18 protein-coding genes and 1 tRNA gene are annotated in these 25,884 nt (G+C 57.1%); 10 read left to right on the top strand and 9 right to left on the bottom strand.

The genetic code is table 11. The annotated features are described in order from the left end of the window. Positions 1 to 118: 118 nt before the first annotated feature. From FTW19_RS05585 to FTW19_RS05575, 3 genes are read right to left on the bottom strand one after another with little or no spacing between them, the layout of a single operon-like run. Positions 119 to 1,558: an efflux transporter outer membrane subunit gene (locus FTW19_RS05585; protein ID WP_147646717.1), complete on the bottom strand. Its 1,440-nt coding sequence runs from the start codon at positions 1,556 to 1,558 to the stop codon at positions 119 to 121. After that, on the bottom strand, positions 1,551 to 4,730 hold the full coding sequence (locus FTW19_RS05580) for an efflux RND transporter permease subunit (RefSeq protein ID WP_147646716.1): 3,180 nt from the start codon (positions 4,728 to 4,730) through the stop codon (positions 1,551 to 1,553). The genes FTW19_RS05585 and FTW19_RS05580 overlap by 8 nt, the downstream gene beginning before the upstream one ends. A 12-nt stretch (positions 4,731 to 4,742) precedes the next feature. After that, positions 4,743 to 5,945, bottom strand: a complete 1,203-nt coding sequence (locus FTW19_RS05575; protein ID WP_147646715.1) for an efflux RND transporter periplasmic adaptor subunit — start codon at positions 5,943 to 5,945, stop codon at positions 4,743 to 4,745. Between the two features lie 162 nt (positions 5,946 to 6,107). On the opposite strand from FTW19_RS05575, the gene FTW19_RS05570 reads away from it, so the two are divergent. Continuing rightward, the gene (locus FTW19_RS05570) at positions 6,108 to 6,722 is read left to right on the top strand and encodes a TetR/AcrR family transcriptional regulator (protein ID WP_147646714.1); all 615 of its coding nucleotides are present in this window, start codon (positions 6,108 to 6,110) and stop codon (positions 6,720 to 6,722) included. A gap of 142 nt (positions 6,723 to 6,864) precedes the next feature. Beyond that, a complete protein-coding gene (locus FTW19_RS25705) occupies positions 6,865 to 7,029 on the top strand; it encodes a hypothetical protein (RefSeq protein WP_187143298.1) in 165 nt (54 codons plus the stop codon). A 16-nt stretch (positions 7,030 to 7,045) separates the two neighbouring features. Here the strand turns inward: FTW19_RS25705 and FTW19_RS05565 are convergent, their stop codons facing one another. From FTW19_RS05565 to FTW19_RS05550, 4 genes are read right to left on the bottom strand one after another with little or no spacing between them, the layout of a single operon-like run. Then, a complete protein-coding gene (locus FTW19_RS05565) occupies positions 7,046 to 7,423 on the bottom strand; it encodes a DUF190 domain-containing protein (protein ID WP_147646713.1) in 378 nt (125 codons plus the stop codon). Next, positions 7,420 to 10,497: an efflux RND transporter permease subunit gene (locus tag FTW19_RS05560; protein ID WP_147646712.1), complete on the bottom strand. Its 3,078-nt coding sequence runs from the start codon at positions 10,495 to 10,497 to the stop codon at positions 7,420 to 7,422. The genes FTW19_RS05565 and FTW19_RS05560 overlap by 4 nt, the downstream gene beginning before the upstream one ends. A gap of 9 nt (positions 10,498 to 10,506) precedes the next feature. Continuing rightward, positions 10,507 to 11,658 carry an efflux RND transporter periplasmic adaptor subunit gene (locus tag FTW19_RS05555; RefSeq protein ID WP_147646711.1) on the bottom strand — a complete coding sequence of 384 codons (1,152 nt, stop codon included), beginning with the start codon at positions 11,656 to 11,658 and terminating at the stop codon, positions 10,507 to 10,509. After that, positions 11,655 to 12,872 carry a TolC family protein gene (locus FTW19_RS05550; protein ID WP_187143296.1) on the bottom strand — a complete coding sequence of 406 codons (1,218 nt, stop codon included), beginning with the start codon at positions 12,870 to 12,872 and terminating at the stop codon, positions 11,655 to 11,657. The genes FTW19_RS05555 and FTW19_RS05550 overlap by 4 nt, the downstream gene beginning before the upstream one ends. Before the next feature lie 296 nt (positions 12,873 to 13,168). Between FTW19_RS05550 and FTW19_RS05545 the strand changes: the two genes are divergently transcribed. Then, complete coding sequence (locus FTW19_RS05545; RefSeq protein ID WP_147646709.1) at positions 13,169 to 13,441, top strand: metal/formaldehyde-sensitive transcriptional repressor; 273 nt, start codon at positions 13,169 to 13,171, stop codon at positions 13,439 to 13,441. A 220-nt stretch (positions 13,442 to 13,661) separates the two neighbouring features. Continuing rightward, the gene (locus FTW19_RS25700) at positions 13,662 to 13,835 is read left to right on the top strand and encodes a hypothetical protein (protein WP_187143294.1); all 174 of its coding nucleotides are present in this window, start codon (positions 13,662 to 13,664) and stop codon (positions 13,833 to 13,835) included. Between the two features lie 231 nt (positions 13,836 to 14,066). On the opposite strand, the gene FTW19_RS05540 is transcribed toward FTW19_RS25700, so the two are convergent. Both FTW19_RS05540 and FTW19_RS05535 read right to left on the bottom strand, forming a co-directional pair. Then, positions 14,067 to 14,142: transfer RNA gene (locus FTW19_RS05540), tRNA-Ala, on the bottom strand. Positions 14,143 to 14,256: 114 nt separating this feature from the next. Further along, positions 14,257 to 14,559, bottom strand: a complete 303-nt coding sequence (locus tag FTW19_RS05535) for a YXWGXW repeat-containing protein (protein ID WP_147646708.1) — start codon at positions 14,557 to 14,559, stop codon at positions 14,257 to 14,259. 318 nt (positions 14,560 to 14,877) lie between these two features. On the opposite strand from FTW19_RS05535, the gene FTW19_RS05530 reads away from it, so the two are divergent. The 6 genes from FTW19_RS05530 to FTW19_RS05505 all read left to right on the top strand — a co-directional run bounded on the left by FTW19_RS05530 (position 14,878) and on the right by FTW19_RS05505 (position 25,821). Continuing rightward, positions 14,878 to 15,579, top strand: a complete 702-nt coding sequence (locus FTW19_RS05530; protein ID WP_147646707.1) for an RNA polymerase sigma factor — start codon at positions 14,878 to 14,880, stop codon at positions 15,577 to 15,579. Beyond that, positions 15,576 to 16,256, top strand: a complete 681-nt coding sequence (locus FTW19_RS05525; protein WP_147646706.1) for an anti-sigma factor — start codon at positions 15,576 to 15,578, stop codon at positions 16,254 to 16,256. The genes FTW19_RS05530 and FTW19_RS05525 overlap by 4 nt, the downstream gene beginning before the upstream one ends. Before the next feature lie 60 nt (positions 16,257 to 16,316). Next, positions 16,317 to 18,077, top strand: a complete 1,761-nt coding sequence (locus FTW19_RS05520) for a tetratricopeptide repeat protein (protein ID WP_246153585.1) — start codon at positions 16,317 to 16,319, stop codon at positions 18,075 to 18,077. A gap of 27 nt (positions 18,078 to 18,104) precedes the next feature. Beyond that, positions 18,105 to 18,866 (top strand): ribonuclease III, encoded by a 762-nt coding sequence (rnc, locus tag FTW19_RS05515; RefSeq protein ID WP_147646705.1) that lies wholly within the window; start codon positions 18,105 to 18,107, stop codon positions 18,864 to 18,866. Further along, positions 18,859 to 19,647, top strand: coding sequence for a signal peptidase I (gene lepB / locus FTW19_RS05510; protein WP_246153584.1), 789 nt, complete (start codon positions 18,859 to 18,861; stop codon positions 19,645 to 19,647). Before rnc ends, lepB begins: the two co-directional genes overlap by 8 nt. A gap of 87 nt (positions 19,648 to 19,734) precedes the next feature. Next, positions 19,735 to 25,821: an FG-GAP-like repeat-containing protein gene (locus tag FTW19_RS05505; protein ID WP_147646703.1), complete on the top strand. Its 6,087-nt coding sequence runs from the start codon at positions 19,735 to 19,737 to the stop codon at positions 25,819 to 25,821. The last annotated feature ends 63 nt before the right edge of the window (positions 25,822 to 25,884 follow it).

Here is a 25,884-nt window from a genome sequence, read left to right as displayed (position 1 = left end):
AAACGTCTTGCAACCACGGGGCGCTTCTTGCTGACGCAGAAACGATGTCCTCGCGAATGCGAGGACATCGTCTCACCTTCCGTGGCTGTATCCGGCCACGTCAAAGGGAAACCGGACTCTATGGCTTTCCGGACCTTACGGGCTGCGGTTGCCGTTGAGGCCAGCCGCCGGCTAATGACTTGTATAGGCTGACAGCGTCGGCGGCACTCTCCAAATGACTCTCTGCATACGCGTCCTCATCCTGGAGCTGCACACGTTGTGCGTCCAGTAGATCGAGAAGACCGGTCGCGCCCTCCTTGTATCGGACGTTCGCCAGATCCGCTGCCCGTTTACTGTCGAGAGCAGCCTGCCGGAGTGCGGCATCCTGCTCACGCGAGCGCGCGTATCTCACAAGTGCGTTCTCAACATCTTCAAGCGCCAACAAGACCGCTTGTTGATACTGGGCCAGTTGGGCATCTCCATCTGAACGGCTGGCTGCAATGCGCGCCTTCACCCTGCCTCGATCCAGAAAGGACCAGTCGATGCTGAGTCCCGCAAGATTCGTTGGACTGACGCCATCGAAGGCTGTGTCGGAGTGATATTGCATCAGACCCAGCAGACCGCCGAAGTTCACGCGAGGAAACAGGTCGGCGGTGTTGACGCCAATCTGCTCAGTTGCCGCATGGAGCCTTTGCTCGGATGCATTGACGTCCGGACGACGGCGGACGAGATCTGCCGGAGTTCCCGGATCGATGCTCTCGGGCAGATCGGGCAGAGCTTTTTCGACTTCAAGCTCACCGACGAGAGCATCAGGCGACTGACCGCACAGCACGGCAAGGCGATGCTCATCGATAGCGATCGCGGATTGAAGCGCAGGAATGCGCGAGGTCGTACTTTCATACAGCGCACGGGCTCTAGCGGTATCGAATTGCGTTCCGCGACCGGCGTTGAAGGTCGCCTCCACCAACTTTACGGTGCGCTCCTGGTTGGCCGCGTTCTCTCGAGCCACACGGAGACGCTCCTGCTGGCCCCGAAGATCGATATAGGTTGTTGCCAGCTCTCCCACGATGGCGACTTGCATCGCAGCGAGATCATTTCCGCTCGCAAGGAGTTGCTGACGCTGCGCCTCGACGTTATGGCGGATACGTCCATAGAAATCGAGTTCCCAACTGGCGTTAATCGACGAGGTCGAATAGCGATAATTGCGCGGATAGCCAAACGCCTGATTGGCTGCGAGCCTCTGGCGTCCGACATCCTCACTGGCGGTCACTGTCGGGTACTTGTCGAACTTGCTGAGGCGTAAAAGAGCAGCCGCGGCGTCGTAGTGGGCAAGAGCCGATCGGAGGTCGTTATTGGCCGACAGAGATCGTTCGACAAGGTTTGTCAGTTCCTGGTCGTGAAAGCTGTGCCAGAACTCCGGATCAGATGGCTCTGCCTTGGCACTTGTATCGGTTGAGCCGGCCGAAACAGGTGCAGTAAATTGACTCGGAAGAGAAACATTTGGTTGCTTATAGCGCGGCCCGACGGAGCACCCGAGAGTCCCGAAAAGCACCAGTGTTGCAAACAGGACTTTAGACATGGCTTACCTCTACCTCTTCCTCGAAGCTCTCTTCATCATGGCTATGGAGTCTTTGCCCGCTCAACTTCCGCAACACTACGTAGAAAACTGGCGTTAGAAACAACCCAAACAACGTGACTCCGAGCATTCCCGAGAATACGGTGATACCGGTCACCTTTCTGACCTCGCTGCCCGCGCCATGGCTAAGAAGCAATGGAACCGAACCTGCTATGAAGGCAATCGAGGTCATGATGATGGGACGAAGACGCAGATGGCAGGCTTCGAGAGCAGCCTCTACCGTCGTCATACCCTGCATCTCGAGTTCGCGGGCGAATTCGACAATCAGAATGGCGTTCTTGCAGGCGAGGCCCATCAGTACTACCAGGCCAACCTGGACAAAGATGTTGTTGTCGCCTCCTGTAAGCCACACGCCAAAGAGTGCGGCAAAGATACATACCGGGACAATGAGGATAACGGCGAGCGGTAGAGTCCAACTCTCGTAGAGTGAAGCCAGAACGAGAAAGACGAGCAGAATTGCCAACGGGAACACGATCGCCGCGGAATGGCTTTGCGTCGTTTGCTGATAGCTCAGGTCGGTGTATTCCAGCACCATACCCGGAGGCAGCGTCTTCTTTGCAATCTCGTTGAGCTTGTCGATGACCTGACCTGATGAGAGCACACGCGGATCGGCATCACCGATGAGGTCTGCAGCGGGATAACCGTTGTAGCGCATCACCGGATCTGGACCAAATGCCTGCGTAATTGTCGCGATCGAGCCAATCGGAACCATCTCTCCGTTCCCATTCCGCACTCGAAGATTTGTAATGTCTTCAGGGCGCTGGCGGAATTGAGCATCCGCCTGCACCATCACGCGATATACGCGGCCGAAGGTATTGAAATCGTTCACGTAGATCGAGCCAAGATAGCTCTGGAGCGTGTTGAAGACATCGGTGAGCGAGATGCCTTGCGCCTTCGCCTTCTCTCGATCCACTTGAACTTCCAGTTGAGGAATATTCGATTGATACGAAGAGACCGGATAGGTCATGCCGGGTGTCTGCGAGACGGCAGCCTGAAATGCTGCCAATCCACTCTGCAGAGCGCCATAACCAAGTCCAGCACGATCCTCGATATAGAGCGAGTAACCGGATCCATTCCCGAGTCCCTGAATCGGCGGCGGCATCAAAGCGAAGGCGATGGCGCCGGGGATGCGGGAATATTTCTTGTTGAGCTCAACGAGGATCTGCTCGGCAGTCTCGTGTCGGTCTTTGAAGTCTTTGAGGCGAATGTAAGAAGTTGCGAGGTTCGGTGTGTTCGCGGCTTGTAATGCGTTGAAGCCCGACATGGCCGGGAGCATCTCGACGCCGTCGACTTCATGCGCCGCCTTCACCATCTGTCTAAGGACATCATCCGTACGTGCCAGGGATGCGCCCTCAGGCAGTTTCGCCCCTCCGAAGAGATACAGCTCATCCTGGGTGGGAATGAAGCCACCGGGCACGTTGTTGAACAACAGGTAGATCGACCCGATCAACACAAAGTAGACCAGAAACACACCGCCACGGAAGCGGAAGCTCCGTCCAACAACGCCTTGATACGCTTCAGAACTTCTTTTGAAGAGCCGGTTGAAGGGGCGGAAGAACCAGCCGAGAGCAACATCGATAGCACGTGCGAACCAGTCTTTTTGCGCGCCTGGCGTATGCAGAAGCTTCGCTGCAAGCGCCGGCGAAAGAGTGAGTGAGTTGATCGCGGAGATGACCGTCGAGATCGCAATGGTCACCGCGAACTGCTTGTAGAACTGGCCCGTGATTCCCGTAAGGAAAGCCATCGGAACGAACACCGCGCAGAGGACGAGCGCGATAGCGATGATTGGCCCCGAAACTTCCTTCATTGCCTGGTGAGCGGCCTCACGTGGGGTAAGCCCATGTTCGATAAACCGCTCAACATTCTCGACCACAACAATTGCATCGTCCACTACGATACCGATCGCCAGGACCATGCCGAAGAGGGTCAAGGTGTTGATCGAATAGCCCAGGATGTAGAGCCACGCGAAGGTGCCAACGATGGAAACGGGGACTGCGATCAACGGGATGATCGAAGCTCTCCATGTCTGCAGAAACACGATGACAACAAGAACTACCAGGAATACAGCTTCGATCAGCGTGTGCTGCACCGCGTCAATCGAATCCCGAATAAATTCCGTCGGATCCCAGATGACCTTATAGTCCAGATCGTCCGGGAACGCCTTCGACAGCTCCTTCAGCTTGGCATAGACCTCTTTCGCGACGCCGAGTGCATTGGCGCCGGGCGTCAGAAAGATGCCAACAATGGCGGTGTCCTGAGTATCAAGGTACGTGTGAAGTGTGTAGTCACTCGATCCGAGCTCTACACGCGCGACGTCTGACAGGTGAACCACCTGACCGTTTGCTCCGGACTTCAGCACGATGTTGCTGAACTCTTCCGGCGTTGTAAGCCGCCCGCGAACGTTGATGGAGGTGAGAAAGTCCGGCTTCTTCGGCGAAGGTTCCGCGCCAAGCTGACCCGCGGACACCTGCACGTTCTGTTCCCGGATAGCACTGACAACGTCGTCCGAGGTGATACCGCGCGATGCCAGGCGGTTCGGATCCAGCCATACCCGCATGGAATAGTCGCCGGAACCCAGCAGTTGAACATCGCCAATGCCATTCAACCGCGACAACTCGTCCTTCACATGAAGGACACCATAGTTCCGAAGGTATAGCGCATCGTGGTGGCCTTTCTTAGACAGCAGGCCGACATACATCAGCGGTGTCGGCGACTGCTTCTGAGTAGTCACACCGAACTGGCGAACTTCGTCTGGCAGACGGGATAAAGCCTGGCTGACACGGTTCTGTACACGAACAGCCGCGGTATCCGGATCGACACCCGGACGGAACGTAACGATGACCTGAAGGCTGCCGTCCGAGCCGGCAACAGACTTCATGTACATGATGCCTTCAACACCGTTGATGGCTTCTTCCAGCGGTTCGGCAACTGTCTCAGCGATCGCCTTAGGATTCGCTCCGGGATAGTTCGTGCGCACGACCACGCTCGGCGGCACGACTTCGGGATATTGTCCCGACGGAAGAATTGGGATCGCGATGAGCCCAAGGCAAAAGATGATGATGGAAAGAACAATCGCGAAGATGGGACGATCGATGAAGAATTTCGAGATGTTCATTGCCGTGACCTCTTATTTCTTTGCCGCGACGGCGATATTGTTCAGACCCGCGGTTGAGACTTCCATGCTGGTTTCCTTTGGCGTGATCGGTGCGCCGGGGAAATAAATCAGTTGCAGCCCTCCCACAACCACCCGGTCCTGAGGCGTCAAGCCAGATTTCACAATGCGCAGTCCATCATTCGTGCCGCCCAGAACGATATCCTTACGTTGCGCGACGTTACCCTCTCCGACGACATAGACATATTTGCGGTCCTGATCCGTCAAAACGGCCTTATCGTCGATCAGAATCGCCTGTGCCGGCGCAGCGCTCTGTAACTGAACGCGGGCAAACAAGCCGGGTGTCAGTGTCTGGTCAGGATTTGCGAGCACCACACGGGCTCGAATAGTGCCAGTAGTCGGATTGAGCTGGTTATCAACGAAATCGATGTGGCCGGCATGCGGAAAACCTGCCTCATTCGCCAGGGCAACCCGGACTGGATTCTCAGCGCCAACGCCGCTTCCGCGATGCGAGCTCTGCTGGAAGCGAAGATAGCTTTGTTCATCACAGTCGAAGTAGACATAAACCGGGTCCACCGAAACGACCGATGTCAGCACGGTTTGATCCGCCTGGGCAAGATTTCCCAACGTCAGCAGGGTTCGGCTGATGCGGCCATCGATCGGCGAGCGCACTTCGGTATAGGAGAGGTTCAGCTCAGCGGAAGCCACGGCTGCCTCTGCTGCTTTGACCCGTGCTCCACTCTGCAGCAGGTCAGAACTGCGGTTCTGTAATTCCTCCTGGGAGACGGCGTCCTGCTGCTTGAGCCGTTGCGCCCGTTCCGTCTGGATCTTCGCGAAGTCTGCCGCCGCGTGCTCCCGGTCCAATCCAGCCTTGGCGCTATCTGCCACATCCTTGTAGGGCCGGGGATCGATGACATAAAGCAGATCACCCTTATGGACCATTTGCCCTTCCCGGAAGGCAATGCGGTCGATGTAGCCTGTCACGCGGGGCCGAATCTCTACGGAGTTCGTCGCCCACACGCGGCCATTAAATTCATCGGAGACGCGAACATCTCTGGTGATGACCTGCGCCGCATCGACCGGAGCCGCCGCTAGTTTTGGCTTCGTTTCAGGTGCTGCTTGCTTGCAGCCGGCGGCAGCAACTGTGATAGCGGACAAAGCGATCAACCACATCCCTGTACGCACCAGCGATGATCCCTTTTTGAGAATGCCTTGCATGGTATCTCCTAAAATCGTGTCGCATCGTTCTCGCGTCTCGCCTGACTTGGCGGCATTTTTATAGAACGATCGTTTCAGAAATAGATGTGTACAGCTTGCGTAGGATTCAGCAGGCTGCAACTTTTTTTGAAACGTGTGCTCCAATAAAAGGGGTACACAGGCATGAGTCAACGTGGACGGCCAAAGACGTTCGACAGAGAGACCGCATTAGACGCGGCCATGCTGTTGTTTTGGAACCGGGGATTCGAGCAGACCTCCGTTGACGATCTCGCCGGCGCTATGGGCATCCAAACCTCGAGCCTCTATTCATCGTTCGGTGATAAAGAGACGCTATTTCTCGATGCAGTAAACCACTACCGAACAGGAAGAGGCAGTGTCTTTGACGCTGCTGTTATGGAAGGCAAAACGGCCAAAGAGGGTTTTGAGAACCTGTTTCGCGTCACTGCTGCCGAATTGACCCGCAAAGATCAGCCTAGTGGCTGCATGCTTTGCCTCGCCCTTCCTACATGTTCCCCAAAGTACGACCACTTGCAACAAGAGCTGGATCGGCTTCGGGCACTCTCCGACATGGTTTTATTGAAACGGTTGGAGAAGGCGGTGCGGGATAAGGAGATTCCAAAATCGACGGACCTTCGTCTGCTGGTCTCGTTCTTCAGAACGACGCTCTTAGGGATGTCGCTGCAAGCCCGTGCGGGTGCGAGCAAGGAAACGCTTTTGAAGATCGGGAAACTTGCGCTTCAGATCTGGCCAGGCAAACAGTCCTCACGAGACAGATAGTGTTTCTCTGTGTAGAGAGAACGGCAATTTCTTCAGTAACAGCGGCTGGCAGTGACACGCGCGAATAACTCTTGTAATCGAACTGGAAGTTCAGTTTGTCTTCAAACAACTCTACCCAGGGATTCGAATAAACCGACCCAATATGAATCTCACTGGAGCCATTCGCGCGGGCGTGACCGACGCCAGCGGAGCCTACCAGTTTCAGCAACTTCAGCCTGGGATATACGCACTCGAAGTGGATGCCCCTCCTTTGGCCCGATCAGTGCCGCTGCGCCTGCACCATGCCGGGCAACAGCACAGCCAATAAGGTAAGCTTTTCGGCTCTAGTCGCCATCTTCATCATCCCGAGTTCCTGCGTCTTCTTCGCCGGATAATGCACGATCTGCACCGAAGGAGATCACTTCTGTATCCACCAGATTGATGAGGCCTTCTTTGACCATCGGGACAAGGATCGGCAACATCTCTCGCAGTTTCTGTTCTTCGTCGATGGCGAGGATCACAATCGGAGTCTCATCGGAGACGCCGAAGAGTCCCTTCTTGTGGATACGGCGGTGGACTCCGTAGCCCATCAGACCGCGCAAGACCGTCGCACCGGCAATGCCGTGGCGATGGAGTTTACGCACAATTGCGGCATAGAGCTGTTCGCCACCCATCCAAAGGTCAGTCTCATCACAGAAGATCATCAAAATTCGGGTGCTCATCGTTGCTCCTTCCGGTGTTCGACCAGATAGTAGAGACTGGGCAGCGCCAACAGCGTCAAAAACAGCGTGGATAGTAGACCGCCCACGACTACGCTGGCAAGAGGACGCTGCACGTCCGATCCGATACCGACTGCCGTTGCCGCGGGTACCATGCCCAGCAGCGCGACAAGAATAAGAATCAGGCGTGGGCGGAGCTGTGACTTCGCGCCCTGGATGACAGCTTCTTCAAGGCTCGCTCCGTCCTCATGGCGGCGGCGATTGATCTCGGAGATGTAAAGTACTCCGCTCATCACGGCGACGCCGAACAAACTGATGAATCCAACTGCGGCGGAGACGCTGAAGTGCATTCCCCGCAACCACAGGAGAAGAATGCCTCCGACAGCAGAGAACGGAACGTTGATCAAGACAAGGAGAGCGTTCGATGTAGATCCGAAAGCAAAGAACAGCAGCGCAAAGATAATGCCGATGGTGACCGGCATTATGACATAAAGTCTCCGCCGGGCACGGTCGAGATTCTCGAACTGCCCTCCCCACGTCACGCGATATCCAGGCGGCAACTTGATCTGGGATGCAAAGTGCTCTTGTGCCTCGGCTACAAATCCTCCCTGATCGCGACCAATGATGTTTGTGCGCACGGTAATCTGGCGTTCATTCTCACGTCGAGCTACGATGCTGGCTCCGTTGACGACCTGGATCGAGGCAACATCACGCAACGGTACGCGCCCGCCATCGGCAGTGTGGAGCAGAAGGTTCCCAATATCACTCGGAGTGCTGCGAGCGCTCGGGACATACCGGGTGATGACATCGAACTGACGCTCCCGGTCGTAAAGCGTGCCGACAGGGATGCCACCGACGGCTGATTCGATGATGCTGTTCACGTCTTCGATATTCAGACCGTACCGTGCAATCTTTCCGCGATCGACGTCGATGCGCAAGCCAGGCTGATCCGCTTCCTGCTCGATGGAGACATCGGTCGAGCCTTTGACGTCGCGGATCGTCTTCAATGAAGCGTTCGCCAGGCCGCGAAGTTCTGCCAGGTCAGGCCCACTGATGATTACGGCGAGATCCGCGGACGATCCCGTAATCGTTTCGGTTACCGTATCGATGATGGGCTGCGTAAAGTTAAGCGTCGCTCCGGGAATCTCTCGATTTAGCCGTGCCCGGAGTTCCTGAATCAGATCGGCCTTGGAAACACCAGAGGGCCATGTGTTGTAGGGCTTCAACGCAATCAGCATCTCGTTGCGATTCGGACCAAATGGGTCCGTACCCGAGTCGTTGCGTCCCGTCTGCGAGGTTACGAGCTTTACTTCCGGATAGGACTGGATGATTGCCCGCATGTCGGACGCGATATGAGAAGACTCCTGGAGCGAGATTCCCGGAGGAAGGTTGGCGCGAATCCAGATCACGCCCTCATCGAGTGTTGGCAAGAACTCACTGCCGAGCGTGCCACCGATCAACAGGGCGGCTAGAACGATGCCCGAAGCTGCCAGCACAACGGTGCGGGGGCGCTCCATCAGAACATGTAATACGCGCTCATAGCGTTCACTCAACCATCCGAGCACCGGATTCTCCCAGGTTGGGAACTTGTCTCGGAAGAGATAGGTCGCCAACACCGGAATTACTGTGAGTGCGAGCAAGAGCGACCCGACGAGAGCCGAGCAGACAGTGAAGGCCATCGGCGTGAAGAGACGGCGTTCGACCCGCTGCAGTGTAAAAAGCGGGATGTAGGCGGCAATCAGGATCAGCAACGAGAAGAAGATCGGCCGCTCGACTTCGAGAGCTGAATCGCGAATGACATCCATGACACCTTCACCGGGCATGGGCTTGCGGTGGGCAAGGTTACGCACGATGTGCTCCACCATGACGAGCGTTCCATCGACGATGATGCCGAAGTCCAGGGCGCCAAGGCTGAGCAGGTTTGCCGGCACGCCATTGAGGTACATGCAGATGAATGCAAACAGCAAAGAGAGAGGGACGGTAATGGCTGTCAACAACGCTGCTTTTGGGCTTCCGAGAAAAAACATCAGCACTAAAATGACGATGATGAATCCTTCGAGCAGAGTATGCGAGACGGTGTGCAACGTGTTGTCCACCAGCTCTGTGCGGTCGTAGATGGGGACAATGCGTACGCCGGGCGGCAGCCGGGTCTCGTTGAGTTCTGTAATCGCGTCCTTGAGCGCTGCCAGTACCTCCGATGGGTTCTCTCCACGGCGCATCAGGACGATACCTTCGATACCACCCGATTTTTGATTCAGTCCGAAGATGCCTGTTTGCAGAGCAGCGCCGATCTGTACGGTGCCAACATCCTTCACAAGCACTGGGGTGCCTTTGATCGCGGTCAGTACGATATTGGCGATATCGTCTGTCGAGCGCAGCAGACCGGTGCCGCGCACCACCATCGACTGCTGGGTATTGTCGATAACGGCTCCGCCGGCATTGCGGTTGTTGGATTTCACGGCGTTGACCACGGTATTTACGGTCAGACCGTACTTCTCCAGCAACGCAGGATCGATCGCGATCTGGTACTGCTTGATCAGGCCACCGAACGGCGTTACGTCCGCTACTCCGGGAACCTGAAGAAGCCGCGGAGCGATAACCCAGTCTTCCAGTTCCCGGAGCTGCATTTCGCCCATGCCCTGCGGGCCTTCGAGCGTGAAGCGATACATCTCGCCAATGGGCGTGGACAATGGCGCGAGTGAGGGCACGACGCCCGGAGGCAAGGTGACCTGACCGAGCTTTTCATTCACCACCTGGCGGGCAAAGTAGTCGTCCGTTCCATAGGCAAAGGTCAGATCGATGATCGACAAACCGTAGATGGTGCGCGAACGGCGCGCCTCCAGCTTGGGAGCGTTATTCAGCGCGCGTTCCAGTGGGATGGTGATCTGCTGTTCCATCTCCTGGGCGGCAAGACCCGGATAGGTCGTAATGACCTCAACCTGAGTGTCGGAGATGTCGGGATAAGCTTCGATCTTCAACTGCTCGAAAGACCAGAGGCCGAATCCGATCAGGAGCAGGCAGAGCAGGAGCGTGATGAAGCGCTGACGCAGGGCAAAGCGAAGGATCTGAGAGATCATCGATTTACCTCAATATCCCCGGAGAAGCATGCCGCCGCTTACGACGACACGATCTCCGGCGTGAATGCCGCTGACAACCGCGACACGGTCCTGTCCCTGCCAACCAAACTGCACGGGAACTTGTTCGTAGTCTCCCTTGGCCCGCTCAACGAAGACGGTGATCCTGCCTTCACTTTCGAGGACGGCGCTCCGAGGAATTGTCGGTAGTTCTACTGCTCCCTGCTGTGCACGGATCGATGCGAACATGTCGGGACGGAACCGGCCCTGGGGATTCGGGAGGAAGGCTCGTACCTTGATGGTTCTGGTCTGTGGATCCTCCGTATCCCCAATGCGCATGACCTTCGCTGCAAAGACCTCTCCGGGAAATGAATTGATGGTGATCGATACCGGCGATCCTACGCGGACGAAGCGCACCTGATCTTCCGGAACATCCGCGGAGACCCATACGGTGCTCAGATCGGCGACCGTCAGGAAGGGAGTGCTGGTGTCATTGCGCAGTTCTCCGCCCACCGCATTGATCTCAGTTACCTTGCCGGTCACACTGGATCGAATAGTGATGTACTGATTGATCACACTGCCGGGCTGAATTCCGAGGACGGAAAGACGCTTGCCTGCTTCCTCAAAGGAGGCCTCCGCCTGTACCAACGCCTGTTCCGACTGCACTCTCACCGCGTCCGCTGCAAAAACATCCTTCTCCGCGGCGGCGCCATGTGCGAAGAGGTCCTTCGCGCGCGTCAGGTCTGCGTCTGCCTTTGCCAGAAGAGCTTTCGATACTGCGATATTCGACTGTGCCTGCCGGTAGGCGCTCATGGCCGTAGCGGCATCCGGGCTGTCGACGGTGAGTACAGGCTGTCCCTGACGCACGTTATCCCCTAGGGCTACCAGCACCTGGCGGATGCGGCCGCTTACGGGAAGCGCAATATGAGAAACCTTCGTTGGATCGGCTTCGATCTTTGCGGGCAATACCAACTCTTGCTGCGGTACCTGTTCCACACTGGCCGCTTGTGTCTGAATGCGGGCAAGCTGTGGCGAGTCCACCGGCAGCTTGATGTGACTGCCGCTGACGACAGCCTTCTCCGCGGCGTTTGCCGGGTCTTGCTTCTTCGAGCAACCGCTCGCCAACAGGCAGAGAGCGAAAAGAGAGATCAGGGAGAGCTTCATGGCAGTGGCACCTTTCCAGCCGCTGTAGTGGAGCCGGTCGCAGCGTCGAGACCGTAGAGGCTCCGCGCGTAACCGGCGCGGGCGTCATTGTAGGTTTGCATCGTGTCGTTATAGGCGCGGACGGCGTCGATAAATTCGACTAGGCTGATCTCGCCTCGCTTGTAGGCATAGTCCGAGATACTGCGGACGTCCTTCGCCTTGCCAAGCATCGAGCGCTCCACGTTCTGCAAAGTATCGCGTGAGGCCTGATACTGCAAAAACGCCTGATCGACGTCATTCTGTACGGTAGCCTTCATCGCGCGGCTACGCGCCTGAGCTTGCAGCAGCGCCTGCTGTGCCCGCGCAATCTCGCCCTGGTTGCGGTTGAACAGAGCAACCGGACTCTGGACAAAGAATCCCAGCGTGTTGGCCTGGGCGGTGACAGTCTGCCGGCGGTATTCCGCGCCGATCTGCCAATCTACTTTTCCATTTGCCTTCTGCAGGCGTAGGTCGGCATCGGCCCGTCCCTCATCGCGAACCAGAGCCTGTAGATCAGGCCGGTCCTGCAGCGCGAGATTGAAAAGGGCCTCCCTGGTTCCGTCGGGAAAATCCTCCCGGAGATCGCCCTGCACATCGATCGGCTGCAACGGTGTGCGTCCCAGCAGGAGCTGCAGCCGCGACAAGGCTGAGACCTCCTGCAACTGCGCCTGGCGAACGGCGTTGGCATACTGAAGCTCCGCAACTTCGGAGCGCATCAACTCAACCTGCGCGATATCGCCATCCTTGAACCGGGTCTGATTGATGGTGACGATGTCCTGAAAGGTCTTCAGGTTTTCCTGGGCGAGCTGCAGCGATTGCTTGGCATTCAGGACGTCCACGAACGCGCCCTGCACCGTCAGGATCAGCCCTCTCACGGAATCTGCCAACGAGAGTCGAGTCACATCCCGGTTGCCGACGGCGAGCGCCGTCCTGGCCTGGCGCTTCCCACCACGCTCGTAGAGATAGTCACCACGAACGCTGTACTCCACCGGACCACCGTTGTTCGGGTTCGTCCCGGCGGTAGTGAAGCCGGTCCCCAGTAGGTCGAGGTGGTCCGCATCCAGGGTAAGCAGCGGGTTGGGGCGCAATTTCGCGGTAACGATCTGTGCCTCAGCAACACTGAGATCGTACTTCTGCGCGAGGAAGTCAAGATTGTGCTTGATTGCCTCATCCACCGCCTGGTCAACGGTGAGCACGTCTCTAGACTGTTGCCCATGCGCTAGCGTGATCGCCCCAAATGCCAGAACGGAGGCAAAAAGGATTTTTGTATATTTTTTCTTCATAAAAGCGGACACCACGATTCGTTCAAAGACCGGAGAGATCCCACTTCGAGCCATACGACGATACCCGATGAGTTTTATTGGCTCATAAACGGCACTCGTCCGCGAGTTCAAAGTGTTTTCCCATCTCAAAGGATGGAAGGAGTAGGATAATGCGTACATACCCCTCCTAGGTATGTACTATACCCCCCGTGGGTAGTCAAGGGAGAAAGATGTCACATTCAGATAGAGAACAGGCAAAGCTCCTCATGCGGAGCAAGAAACTTAGAGGTCAACTCGACGCATTCGAGCGCGACCTGACCGCGGGTAAGGATTGCGGTGACCTCCTCATGCTGCTGGCCGCAGTTCGTGGAGCCATCAACGGGTTGATGGCCGAGGTCCTCGAAGATCACATCCGCTTTCATCTGGCCGCATCATCCAAAGAGCGTATTGCTCCAGAACTAGCCGAGGATCTGATCGACTTGGTTCGTTCCTATCTCAAGTAGATTGCTGGTCAACAGCCAGTACCACCGTCCGGGAATAGCGAGGTATTTCGGGACATCTTTGCCGAGGCAGTCGATCAGGACTTCCTCAATTAAGGATCCCGCGCGCAAGGTCCCCAGCGGAGCTGCGCGAGACCGATACAACCACACACTCACTTGGGATCAACTTCGCCTTGCTCTCACGCAACTGGCGCTCCAGGATCGCATTCTGTTGGAACTGGATATGGCGAACGCTCTGCGTCCGAGCCAATTGCTCGCCTTCCGCTGGAAGTGCTTCTCGTACGAGGATTGCACCTTGAAGATCGCGGAAACGATCGACAAGAGCAAGGTCCGTCCCTGGGGCAAGACAAAGAAGAGCCTCGGCTTCATCCACGTTCCCCCCGAACCTTGCGGATGATCTTCAGTGTTGGCACGAACGGTGTCCCTGATCCTTCTCCCGAAGCCCCGATTTTCACGAATCGGCGTGAACTCCCAGAAGCGAAAAGACGACGGGCGGCAACCTGCGAAACAGCACCAGAACGCAGCGGTGCACCCAGCGGTATTTGGAAATTTGACACCAAATGACACCAAACTGGTCAGAGAGGGGTTGGCCTGATTCCGGCATCTATTTGATTTGTAAGGGGTTATTTGGTGGACCTGATCGGGATCGAACCGATGACCTCTTCCATGCCATGGAAGCGCGCTCCCAGCTGCGCCACAGGCCCACTCTCGGGAAGGACTTTTTTATTTTCTCCTGCTTTGCGGGGCAAGTCAAACCCGGGGCGCGGGCAAAGCGAACGGGCTGAAGGACGAGGAAGCGCCTTCAGCCCGCGTTGACTTTATCTCCAGTGGCCGTCCATCCAGTACCAGCCGCCTGGACGGCGGGCCCAGTGGCCGGGCACCCAGCGTGCATACGGGCGTGGCGGAGCGGCATAGGCTCCGGGGACCCAGACGTAACGGCCGCCGTCCCAGCGATGATAGCCAGGTTGCCAGACCCAGTTTGGATGGCCGACAGGGCGGACGGGAACGACCTCGCGTACAGGTGGGGGAGGCCCAATGCGTACATAAACCTGCGCCTCTGCCGCAGCTGCAGACAGGGTGAGAGCGGCGCCTAGAAGTGCGAGCATGGGTTTTCTGTTCATCGATATCTCCTCCGGGCTCTCGTGTGGCCCGATATCGATTTAAATGGCGTTCTGACGGAAAAGTCGTGGCTCGAAACATGCCGCTCGGGCCTTAAATGATGTTGCAAACCCACCCGAAGGGCCCCTTCCTGGCGCTGCCTGTTTGAGCAAGGCTCAAAAATAGTTGCAGTTACGGGAACATTTCAGGCAACCTTTGGTGTCTATCTCTTTAGAGTGAGCGAGCACTCGGCCGCCGGCGGCGCAGTTTTTTGCTCACTCTCCGGGATAGGGCGATTTGCTTTGGAAATCCCGGACGTCGTACCTTAAAGGACACCCCCGATGCAGGCTGGAACGGCGATGGGAAACCTGGTAAGTGCGATCGGAATTCGTGCGGAGGATGCCGCTTTGGTGGCCGAGCTGAAGGCTGGCTCGGAAGAAGCCTTCGCGCAACTGATCGGGCAGTATTCGCAGCCCATCTATTCTCTGATTGCCCGCAGCCTGCAGGATCCGGCTGACGCCGCCGACATCACCCAGGACGTCTTTATTAAAGTCTTCCGCAATATTGGAAGCTTTCATGGAGACTCTTCGCTGAGAACCTGGGTCTACCGGATTGCACTGCATGAAGCAAGCAATCAGCGCCGCTGGTGGAAGCGACATAAGAAGCAGGAAATCACCATCGACGGAGAGTTCGAATCGGACGACCCCGGAGAGACCTTCCTGCTGCGGGACACATTAGCTTCGCGGGATGGATCGCCGTTCGATAAGGCCATCCAGAGCGAGATGCGCGCCCGGGTGGAGGCAGCACTGCATGAAGTGCCGGAGTCGTTCCGGACGGTGCTGATCCTGCGCGAGATTGAAGGATTTGCCTATGACGAGATCGCCGAGATTCTCGATATCAACATGGGCACGGTAAAAAGCCGTTTGATGCGCGGACGGGCAGCGATGCGGCAGGCATTGGAAACGCGCGAAGCTCTCGAATCCGAACAGAGAGCCGCCGCATCCAAACGAGCAACGGAAAAGTGGTTGGAGGCTGCACGATGAATACGAACTGTGAACATGTGCGCTCCCTCTTTTCGGACTATCTCGACGGGGCTCTCACCGGTCACGAGATGATGGATGTCAGTTCGCATCTCGAAAGCTGCAAAGCCTGCAAGGCGGAGTTCGCTGGCTGGCGCACGATGCAGCACGGCCTGGCAATGATCGGCACGGCAAAGGCTCCGGAGAACCTGGGCTTGAAGCTGCGGTTGGCCATCTCACACGAAAAAGTGAAGAGCAATACGACCTGGAAGGATCGCCTGGAGCTGGCCTGGGCCAACACTCTGCGTCCAGTCGTGCTTCGTACCGCTGCCGGCCTGGCCTCCGCCACCATCATCGTGGGCGGCATGCTGGGCATGCTGACGGCGGTGACGCCGACGGCGCAGTCGGTCATGGCCGATGACGACCTGGGTGCTTACAGCCAGCCGCATTACAAATATTCAGCCGCCAATATGGATGGCGTCGTGGTCGACGCAGACAATCCTGTCGTCGTCGAGGCCCTGTTGAACGCCCGTGGGCAGATTTACGACTACAGCATCGTCTCCGGAACGCTTTCGGCTGATGCCCGCCATAACCTGGAGCAACGGCTGCTGGTGAGCGTCTACGAACCGGCCAAGGTCTTCGGAACCCCGGTGCGGAGCCGCATTATCCTTACCTTCTCCGGCATCTCGGTCCGGGGGTAGCCCCTCTTCAAGGCAGGGTCCGCTGACGTAGACTATTCCGGTACGTCAGACTGATCAGCCGTGTCTTTTAATCGCATCATTTCGCTCGGATTACTCTTCGCCCTGCCCCTGGCGGCAGCCGCACAACAATCGTCTTCCAGCTCGTCTTCGTCCCAGGCGCCGTCGGATTCCACCTCGCAACAACCGGCCCAAACCGGCCCTTTGCGGCTGGGTGGCGTCGAGCGAGCCGGCTCCGGAATCCAACTGGAACCGAGCGAATCGCTCTTCGATATTGGAGCGGCGTTGAACGCCTGCGGCTACGACGCAGACCTTACCAACTCTTCTCCAGTGCGCCAGAAGGTCCGCGACGACCTCAATGCCGCTCTGCAGGACAGCGCCGAAGCTCGCGATGCCCGCGATAAAGTCTGCGCTTACATTTCCGCCCACAACCTGGGCGATTCGACACGGAATCTTTCGCAGTTTGTCTCACTTGGCATCTATCTCAACCCTCCGCCGGATCTGACGCCGATCACCGATCTGACCGAGCTGCCACCCGATGCCGCGCAGGTCGTCGAAATCCTGCCGCTGCTACGCACCTTTGCCGAAACGACGCAGCTCCACCTGATCTGGGTGCGCAATCGTCCGGAGTATGAAGAATTCATCGCCCGCATCCACGATCCGCTGACCAAGGCCATTCTGGATTCGAACATCTATCTGCACCAGCCGGTTTCGAGTTACGATGGCCGGCGCTTCCTGGTCTTCATGGAGCCGATGTTCGCTCCGGCGGCAGTGAATGCGCGCGTCTACGGCCTGGACTACGTGGTGGTGTTCTCTCCCACGCAGGGCGCGGAGGTACGTCTGGATGATGTACGGCACATGTATCTGCACTACCTGGTAGAACCGATGATCTATGCCCGGCCGCAGTCGATTGACCGGCTGACACCGCTGCTGAAGACGGTGCAGGACGCTCCGCTGGAGTTCATCTACAAGAACGACATGGTGGCACTGACTACCGAGTGCATGATCAAGGCGATCGAAGCTCGCGTGATGGATGTCGGCTTCCCGAAGCCGAAGAAGCCATCGCAGGTCAAACAGCGTAGCGACATGGAAAAGTATGAAGCAGACCTTGCCGACTATGAACGCCGGGCAGAGGTCGTGCGTCAGCGCCTGGTCGATCGCGATATGCGTCTCGGCTATGTATTGACCGATTATCTCTATGGCAAGCTGGCTCAACTGGAGCACACCAACGAGGCACTGAAGGACAGCATTGGTGAGATCGTCTACGGCATGGACGTGCAACACCAGGTCAGCGTGGCGAAGAACATTCAGTTCTATCCTGAAGGCACGCGCGAGTTTGTGGGCCGTACACCGGTACGTCAGCCAAAGGGGCTAGACCTCGCTGAGATCAAGCTGATGAAGGGTGATCGCGCAGGCGCCGACGAGATGGCGCAGAAAGCGCTGGCGGTGAATCCGAACAACCCTCAAGCCCACTATCTGAAAGCACGCATCGCAGTGCTGGACGCCGATCCGGATTCTGCCCTTGACGAGTTCAACCAGGTGCTAAAGCTTTCCAAGGACCCACGCACTCTGGCCTGGACGCATATTTACCTGGGGCGCATGTATGACACGCAGCGCGAACCGGACCGTCCTCGCGCCATCAGCGAGTACAAGGCAGCACTCGCGGTGCGTGATGCTCGTCCGGACACGAAGCTTGCGGCTGAAGCTGGACTGAAGAAGCCCTTTGCGGCGCCGAAGAGGGAGCACTCCACCAGCGACGAAGAAGATAACGAGCCGATCGATCCCACCGGCAAGAAGGAAAAAGAGGCTTACCGGCCAAAGTAAGAGCGGCGAGCGAGACCAGGTCCCTGAATGCGAGCGAAAAAACAAAACGGCCCGGCGGAGCTCGATTCCCTGCTGTCGGCCCTGGGCCATAAGTTCCAACGTCCGGCTCTGCTGGAAACGGCACTCACACACAGCTCACTTGCTGCCGAAAGCTCCAGTGTCGCAACCGCCGGCAAGGACAATGAGCAGCTTGAGTTTGTAGGCGACGCCGTGCTGGGTCTGCTTGTCGCTGAAGCTCTGTATATGCGTTTCCCCGCATTAACGGAGGGTGAGCTGACACGCATGCGGGCTCTGCTGGTAAGCCGTTCGCATCTGGGTGAAGTGGCCGAAACCTTAACTCTTGGCAACTACCTTCGCCTGGGGCGAGGTGAGGAGCAGAGCGGCGGCCGCCAGAAACGTGCGCTGCTCTCAAACGCTCTTGAGGCCGTGATTGCCGCGATGTATCTGGATGGCGGATTGCCGCCGGCACGAGCGTTCGTCGAGCAGCACGTCATTGCTCCGAAGATCGAAGAGCTGAGTATCGCGGTCACCGAGGGCGCGCGTTTCGGTGGAGCGATTGGGGACTACAAGAGCGCATTGCAGGAGTTTCTGCAGGCGCGAGGCAAGGGCCAGCCAAAGTACACAGTCGTAGAAGAGAGCGGCCCAGATCATAAGAAGCGTTTTCGCGTACAGGTGCAGCTGCGGGAACAGACCGAAGCTCCTGCCGAAGCCGAAGGGCGCACGAAAAAGGAAGCACAGCAGGCTGCCGCACGCGTAGCCTATGAAAGACTGCTGGCCGCTGATGTCTGACCAGAAGGACGAGATCGTCGAAGCCGCCGCCGAAGTGGTCGTCGTACAGACGCCGGAAGAGACGTTTGTGCGAAAGACGGTCATCGTCACCCGGCGAGAGCTGCCGGCAAACGGCCCACTGGAGGCATTCACCAGCCTGCTGCCGATTATTACGGTAGCGATCTTCATCATCACCTTCCTGGCGCAGCCTTACCGGATTCCTTCCGGCTCGATGGAAAACACACTTCTGGTCGGTGACTTTCTGTTGGTAAATAAGCAGATATACGCTCCCGGTGGAGCGTGGCACTGGCTGATGCCTTATCGCAATCCACGTCGCGGAGACATCATTGTCTTCCATAATCCGCTGGATGCGAATGATCACCTGGTGAAACGTATGATCGCGCAACCGGGAGAGCGCATTCGCCTGAGAGGCGGACGTGTGCTGATCAATAGCCAGCCGGTCGACGAGCCGTATGCTATCTACATACCGTCACGGCCGGACCATTTCCGCGATAACTTTCCGACGCTGCACGATGCAGATCCTGAGATCGATGCACAGTGGTGGATGCAGATGCGCACGCTGATCGATAACGGCGATCTTATTCTTCCAACAGGCAATTACTTCATGATGGGCGACAATCGCAACAACAGCCGCGACAGCCGCTACTGGGGATTCATGCCGCGCGAGTTCGCCGAGGGCATGCCGATGCTGGTGTATTTCTCCGTGCCCGCGCCAGAGGAACAGCAGCGAGGTATCCATGGACTCGCGCGCTGGAGCCGGATGTTTACCATCCCCCGTTAACGGAGCGGTAACAATCAAACGGTTGACCAGCCGGTAAAGTCGCGCTTTACTTGGAACTGCACGATTTCCCTTTTCCCAGGACAAATTATGAACCGCCTCGCTGCCGTTGGTCGCATCGCAGTTTGCCTTGCGTTTTCTATAGGCTTGTCAGCCCAGACGCCTACTATTACGGTTACTCCAACTGGAACCGCCGGCGTATACACGCTCGCCGGTCAATACACGGCACTGGCGCAGGTCCATCCACCCACAGGAAATGTGGCCTTCGAAGATACAACGTATTCGAATGCGGTTCTTGGCTCAGCGCCGTTTTCTTCTTCCCTGACTTCTTCGATCGTGCAAAATGGATCCCAGTCGTTCACCTCGTTATCCGGATACACGTCCAACGTTCTTGCTCGTGACTTCGATGGAGACGGTAAAGCCGACCTTCTGTTTGTCGACAGCAACTACTACCTGACCTTTTTCAAAGGGAATGGAGACGGCACCTTTCAGGCCGGCATCGCCGACAGTTCGGTCACGATGCAGACCACCTCGCTGGCAGTGGGCGACTGGGATGGAGACGGTAAACTTGATATTGCCGCCTCATCTGGAGCACTCGTCGATACGAGTTCAGGTCCTGCTAACGCAACGACCCTGATACGCCGGGGAAACGGCGACGGAACCTTCCAGGCCCCCACGCAATTCACCGAGACTATACCCCAATCTGGCCATGTCTCACTGCAAAGCGGCGATTTCAATGGCGATGGAAAACTGGATCTATTCAGTACAGGTTACTACCCGAGCCATCTCTATCTTGGAAATGGTGACGGCACGTTTGCGGCGGCCGTAAACACCAATGCAGCAGCCATCGGTCCCGTCGCGGATTTTAACAATGACGGCCGCGCTGACATCTACGGAGACAATTTCACCCTGCTGGGGTTGAGCAACGGAACCTTCCAGACCGTCAATCACACCTCCGGACCCACCGGCACCCGAGTAACCGTCGCAGACTTCAATCATGACGGCAAGCTTGATGTAGCGGGATTCAGTGGTGGGAATGCTATGGTCTCTCTCGGAAATGGCGATGGCACGTTCCAGGCTGTATCCACTTACAGTATCGATCCTGGCCCCGGCCCCATCAACTGGTACGGGAATTCCTACCAATTTACCTACTCGTCGATCGCGAGCGGAGATTTCAATGGGGACGGAGTGCCTGACCTGGCGTTTCTCGGAAACTACCCGATACAGAATCCATATTCGCCGTTCAGTATATTAACCGTTCTCTTTGGACGCTCGGACGGCAGCTTTTCTTCTTCACAGACTTTTACAGATATAAGTTTTATAGCTTATTATCCTCACCCTTTCCTATCGGTTGATCTAGCCGGAAGCGGCATCGATACATTGCTCGAATTCTATCCGGGCGCTGATGACTCGACGCAGTTTGCAGGTGTACGCAGATACACAGCGACCAATACCTTCACTGCAACCGCCACCAACGTGATCGTGTCGCCGGGTGGCACCCATCAGGTGCGGGCACATTACGCCGGCGATGCAAATTACGGTGCCGCTATCTCTACAACCCAGGCGATTACCGGAAGCACTTCGCAGGCGACGCTCTCGTTGGCCATTAGTCCCAATCCATCGACGTATGGGGCCAGGGCCGACATGACCGTCACGGTGACTCCCTGCACGGTCGGCAGCTACTCCTGCGACAGCAACTGGGTCGATATCTATGACGGATCGACCGCGGTGACCAGCGGTTATCCGTCCGGCGGTGTGGCTCATGTGATCTGGAGGAACTTCAGTCAGGGAACACATCTGATCACGGCCCGAATTCGCGGCAACACCAATCTGTCCTCCGCCACCAGTAATGCGGTGACATTGACTGTTGGACCGCCGCTCGGCATTGTGAGCACCCTCACCCTGGCTGATCCCCAGCAGGTCGGTAGTACCTACACACTTAGCGCACAGCTCACCACACCGGCCCTCGAGATCGCTCCGACGGGCAGCGTCTCGTTCGTCGACCTCACAGCAAACAACAGCTCGCTCGCGACTGCTACGTTTGGTCCTCCAACACCAGTATTGCAACCGACGAAGTACACCAGCATGACCCACTTGCCTGGCGCTCTCTATGCCGCAGACTTTGACAACGACGGCAAGGCTGACCTCATTTATCCGGTGTATCCGGTGGGAGGGAATTCCATAGCTTTTCTGCACGGAAACGGCGACGGGACATTTTCAGGAACGCCAACTGCCGATGGATTGAGCCCATCTTTCGCAGTCGCCGACTTCGATCATGACGGCAAGCTGGATGTCGTTTTGACAGGAACCTCCGGTCTATCTCTGCTGCGGGGAAACGGGGATGGGACCTTCGCGACCGCTACTACCATCGGCAGTGGCGACACATCATATTCCAGTGTTTTCGTAGGTGATTTCAATGGTGATGGCAAACAAGATATTTACAACCGCGAAACCCTCTTCCTCGGCAATGGCGACGGGACCTTCCAGAGGGTAATTGCCACTGGAGTTTCCGGACAATTAGCTGCCGATTTCAACCATGATGGGCGGACGGATCTGTTTGCTCACGGGACCCTTTATCTGGGACAGTCGGATGGAACATTTACAGCCATACCTGCTCCGACTTATTACACAGCACTCATCGCCGACTTCAACCACGATGGCAATCCGGATCTTTTTACGGGTGACGCCGTGGTCCTGGGCAACGGAGACGGCACCTTCCAGGCTCCCATTGCTGTCGATCTTTCTGACCCGTATGGGTATTCGAACGGAATCTATTTCACAGGTGACTTCAATGGAGACGGCAAAGCCGATCTCGGGATGGCCACGGCTTACGCCGGGGGTTACCACGTGCCGGGCTATTACTTCGTGTCCGTAACCTTTGGCGATGGCACAGGCGCTTTCGGGAACAAAACATCAACTCGCGGATTCTCGAACCAGGATTTTGAATTACCTGCTATACCGACCTATCTGCCGGATTTCAATGGAGATACCACCTCCGACATCCCCGTATATACCCAGGCATATATTGGGCCCCCCCTAAGTATCGCGATAACCCTGTACACCGCGCCTACGGTCTACACTGCCACCGCGACAGGGATTACAGTGAACGGCCCTCCGTATGGCTACCATTCCATTCAGGCCACGTATCCAGGAGATACCAACTATCTGGATGAGACTTCCAACACCGCCACGATTATCGCGCCGATTCCGGTCACAGTAACGCTGGCGGTGAACCGCAATCCCATTAATACCGGCCAGCAGGTGACATTTACCGCAACACTGTCTCCGTTCAACGAAGGGAATCAAACGGCAGGTGGAACGATCAACTTTTCGGAGGGATCGACGATCCTTGGCACCGGCACTTTAAACAATGGTGTAGCGCAGTTTACGACGTCATCGCTCTCCGCAGGATCGCATAGCATCGTCGCGCAATTTCCTGGCAGTGGTTTCTTCGGGCAAGCCTCCAGCACGCCCCTCTCGATGCAAGTCGGCCCCACGGCCGTGAACATCATCTGGCCTCCGCCAGCCGCGATCACCTACGGCACGGCTCTTTCTTCAACGCAGCTCAATGCGAGTACAGCGATTGCAGGCAGCTTTGCCTATTCGCCCGTGGCAGGAACGGTGCTTGCGCCCGGAACTCAAACATTGTCGGCAACCTTCACGCCAACCGATACGGTAACGTACAGCACTACCACCGCAACGGTAACACTGGTTGTAAATAAAGCCACACCCACAATCGCGGTGACGCAGACCTCACCCGCGACGACGGGTACCAACGTGGGCACAGCCACAACGTTACTGGCCACACTCGCCGCAGCCTACGGGACACCTACCGGCACCGTTACGTTTTATGACGGCGCCACCTCGATCGGTGCAGGAACACTGAGTGGCAACACGGTCAGCATCACAACAACATTTACCACGGCGGGTTCCCACACAATCACCGCGGTGTACTCGGGCAATACCAACTTCAATACCGTTACGTCGGCAGGCTTCAGCGAAGTTGTCTCGAAGCTCACGCCCGCCATTACCTGGGCCACACCCGCAGCTATTACATACGGAGCGGCGCTCTCTGCAACTCAGCTGAATGCAACCAGCTCCGTGGCAGGAGCCTTCGTTTATTCCCCTGCCGCAGGAGTGGTCCTGGCAGGGGGGGCGCAGACGCTTTCGGTAACATTTATTCCTACGGACACGACGACCTACAGCAACGCAACGGCAACCGTGACCCTGACAGTCAACAAAGCAACCCCCTCGATTACGTGGGCAACACCCGCCGCGATCAGCTATGGAACCGCACTCTCGGCAGCACAGTTGAATGCGACCAGCTCCACCGCCGGAACCTTCGTTTACTCGCCTGCGGCAGGTACTGTCCTGGGCGTTGGCTCACAAACGCTCTCAGTGACATTTACCCCTACCGATACGACTTCGTATAACAGCGCCAGTGCCACAACGATTTTGGTCGTGAACAAGTCAACTCCTGCAATCACGTGGGCAGCTCCGACCGCTATCACCTATGGGACAGCACTGTCTGCAACGCAGTTGAATGCAAGCAGCAACGTGGCTGGAACCTTTGTTTATTCACCCGCGGCAGGTACAGTCCTGGGCGTCGGCCCACAAACACTCTCAGTGACATTTACTCCAACCGACGCGACCTCGTATGACGGCGCGACGGCAACGACAACTTTGGTAGTAAACAAAGCAACGCCGTCGATCGCATGGGCAACGCCAGCCGCCATCACCTACGGCGCGACATTGTCGGCAACACAATTGAACGCGACCAGCACCGTGGCTGGGACCTTCGTTTATTCACCTGCGGCAGGCGCAGTGCCGGGCGTTGGCACCCAAACGCTCTCAGTAACATTTACCCCTACCGACGCAACCTCGTATAACAGCGTCATGGCTACAACGACTTTGGTGGTGAACAAGTCAACGCCTTCGATTACATGGGCGACACCGGCCGCCATTACCTACGGAACGGCGCTCTCTGCAACGCAGTTGAATGCAACCGGCTCTGTGGCAGGGACCTTTGTTTATTCACCCGCGGCAGGTGCAGTCCTTGGGGTTGGCACCCAAACGCTCTCAGTAACATTTACCCCTACCGACGCTACGTCTTATAACAGCACCACGGCTACAACGACTTTGGTCGTGAACAAAACGACGCCTTCGATCACATGGTCGACGCCGACAGCAATCACCTATGGAACAGCATTGTCAGCAGCCCAGTTGAATGCAACCAGCCCGGTCGCCGGAGCCTTCACCTACTCTCCGGCCGCAGGCACGATTCCGGGCACCGGATCACAAGCGCTTTCCACCACCTTCACTCCGACCGATACGGCAAACTACAGCAGTGCCACCGGCTCGACAACACTAGTGGTCAATAAGGCGACGCCTTCGATCACCGTAACCCAATCCTCACCAATTACGATCGGTGTTGGCACCGGCGTGGCAACGACCTTCCGTGCAGCGCTCGCCGCGTCCTACGGAACACCGACGGGCAGCGTGGGCTTCTATGAAGGCACAACTCTGCTGGGGAGTGCCCCCCTGGTCAGCGGTGCGGCCAGCGTTACCACCACTTTCTCCACCACTGGAATCCATACGATCACGGCGCTGTACACCGGCGATGCGAATTTCAATACCGTTACATCCGCTGCCTTCAATGAGGCTGTCGTACTCTTCGGCGTTGGCCTTGCGGCCAATCCGACCACGCTGACGATCAAGCAGGGGCAGAGCGGCACAGCAACAATCACGGCCACACCGACCGGCAACTACACCGGCGCATTAACCTTCTCCTGCGGCAACCTGCCCTCCAGTGTCTCCTGCAGCTTCGCCCCTGCAACGCTGACCTTCAACGGAGACAACCAGCCGCAGACCACCACCATTACGGTGAGCACACGCACGACCTCAGCCACCCTTATGAGCACTTCGAACCTGCGCCTGGCTTCGATCCTCGCGCTGCCCCTGCTCGCCTTCGGCTTACGTCGACGCCGCATGCTACTGCGTGGATTGCTGGTGCTGTTCGCCGCAATGCTTCTGCTGCCAACAAGCGGATGCGGCGGTAGCCCCACCACCTCCAACTCTGCGGCGACAGGACAGCAGACCGTCACCATCAACGCTCAGACAACCGCCAATGGAGGGTCAACACAGTCCTTCAACTTCTCCATCGTCATCGAGCCGTAGGCTTGGCCGACAACATCCACGCAAAAGCGGGATTCAGCTCTTGCTGAATCCCGCTTTGCTTTT

The organism is Terriglobus albidus, from assembly GCF_008000815.1.
Classification (GTDB): Bacteria; Acidobacteriota; Terriglobia; order Terriglobales; family Acidobacteriaceae; genus Terriglobus; species Terriglobus albidus_A.
Note: the sequence above shows the minus strand (reverse complement) of the source record. Positions and strands in the feature narration are given on the sequence as shown.

Excerpts from the sequence above, each read along its gene's own strand:
- FTW19_RS05545 (WP_147646709.1), top strand. The coding sequence starts at position 13,169 with ATGTCACATTCAGATAGAGAACAGGCAAAGCTCCTCATGCGGAGCAAG.
- FTW19_RS05535 (WP_147646708.1), bottom strand. The coding sequence starts at position 14,559 with ATGAACAGAAAACCCATGCTCGCACTTCTAGGCGCCGCTCTCACCCTG.
- FTW19_RS05525 (WP_147646706.1), top strand. The coding sequence starts at position 15,576 with ATGAATACGAACTGTGAACATGTGCGCTCCCTCTTTTCGGACTATCTC.
- FTW19_RS05575 (WP_147646715.1), bottom strand. The coding sequence starts at position 5,945 with ATGCAAGGCATTCTCAAAAAGGGATCATCGCTGGTGCGTACAGGGATG.
- lepB (WP_246153584.1), top strand. The coding sequence starts at position 18,859 with ATGTCTGACCAGAAGGACGAGATCGTCGAAGCCGCCGCCGAAGTGGTC.
- FTW19_RS05585 (WP_147646717.1), bottom strand. The coding sequence starts at position 1,558 with ATGTCTAAAGTCCTGTTTGCAACACTGGTGCTTTTCGGGACTCTCGGG.
- FTW19_RS05565 (WP_147646713.1), bottom strand. The coding sequence starts at position 7,423 with ATGAGCACCCGAATTTTGATGATCTTCTGTGATGAGACTGACCTTTGG.
- FTW19_RS05580 (WP_147646716.1), bottom strand. The coding sequence starts at position 4,730 with ATGAACATCTCGAAATTCTTCATCGATCGTCCCATCTTCGCGATTGTT.
- FTW19_RS05555 (WP_147646711.1), bottom strand. The coding sequence starts at position 11,658 with ATGAAGCTCTCCCTGATCTCTCTTTTCGCTCTCTGCCTGTTGGCGAGC.
- FTW19_RS25700 (WP_187143294.1), top strand. The coding sequence starts at position 13,662 with ATGGCGAACGCTCTGCGTCCGAGCCAATTGCTCGCCTTCCGCTGGAAG.
- FTW19_RS05530 (WP_147646707.1), top strand. The coding sequence starts at position 14,878 with ATGCAGGCTGGAACGGCGATGGGAAACCTGGTAAGTGCGATCGGAATT.
- FTW19_RS25705 (WP_187143298.1), top strand. The coding sequence starts at position 6,865 with ATGAATCTCACTGGAGCCATTCGCGCGGGCGTGACCGACGCCAGCGGA.
- FTW19_RS05570 (WP_147646714.1), top strand. The coding sequence starts at position 6,108 with ATGAGTCAACGTGGACGGCCAAAGACGTTCGACAGAGAGACCGCATTA.
- rnc (WP_147646705.1), top strand. The coding sequence starts at position 18,105 with ATGCGAGCGAAAAAACAAAACGGCCCGGCGGAGCTCGATTCCCTGCTG.
- FTW19_RS05560 (WP_147646712.1), bottom strand. The coding sequence starts at position 10,497 with ATGATCTCTCAGATCCTTCGCTTTGCCCTGCGTCAGCGCTTCATCACG.
- FTW19_RS05505 (WP_147646703.1), top strand. The coding sequence starts at position 19,735 with ATGAACCGCCTCGCTGCCGTTGGTCGCATCGCAGTTTGCCTTGCGTTT.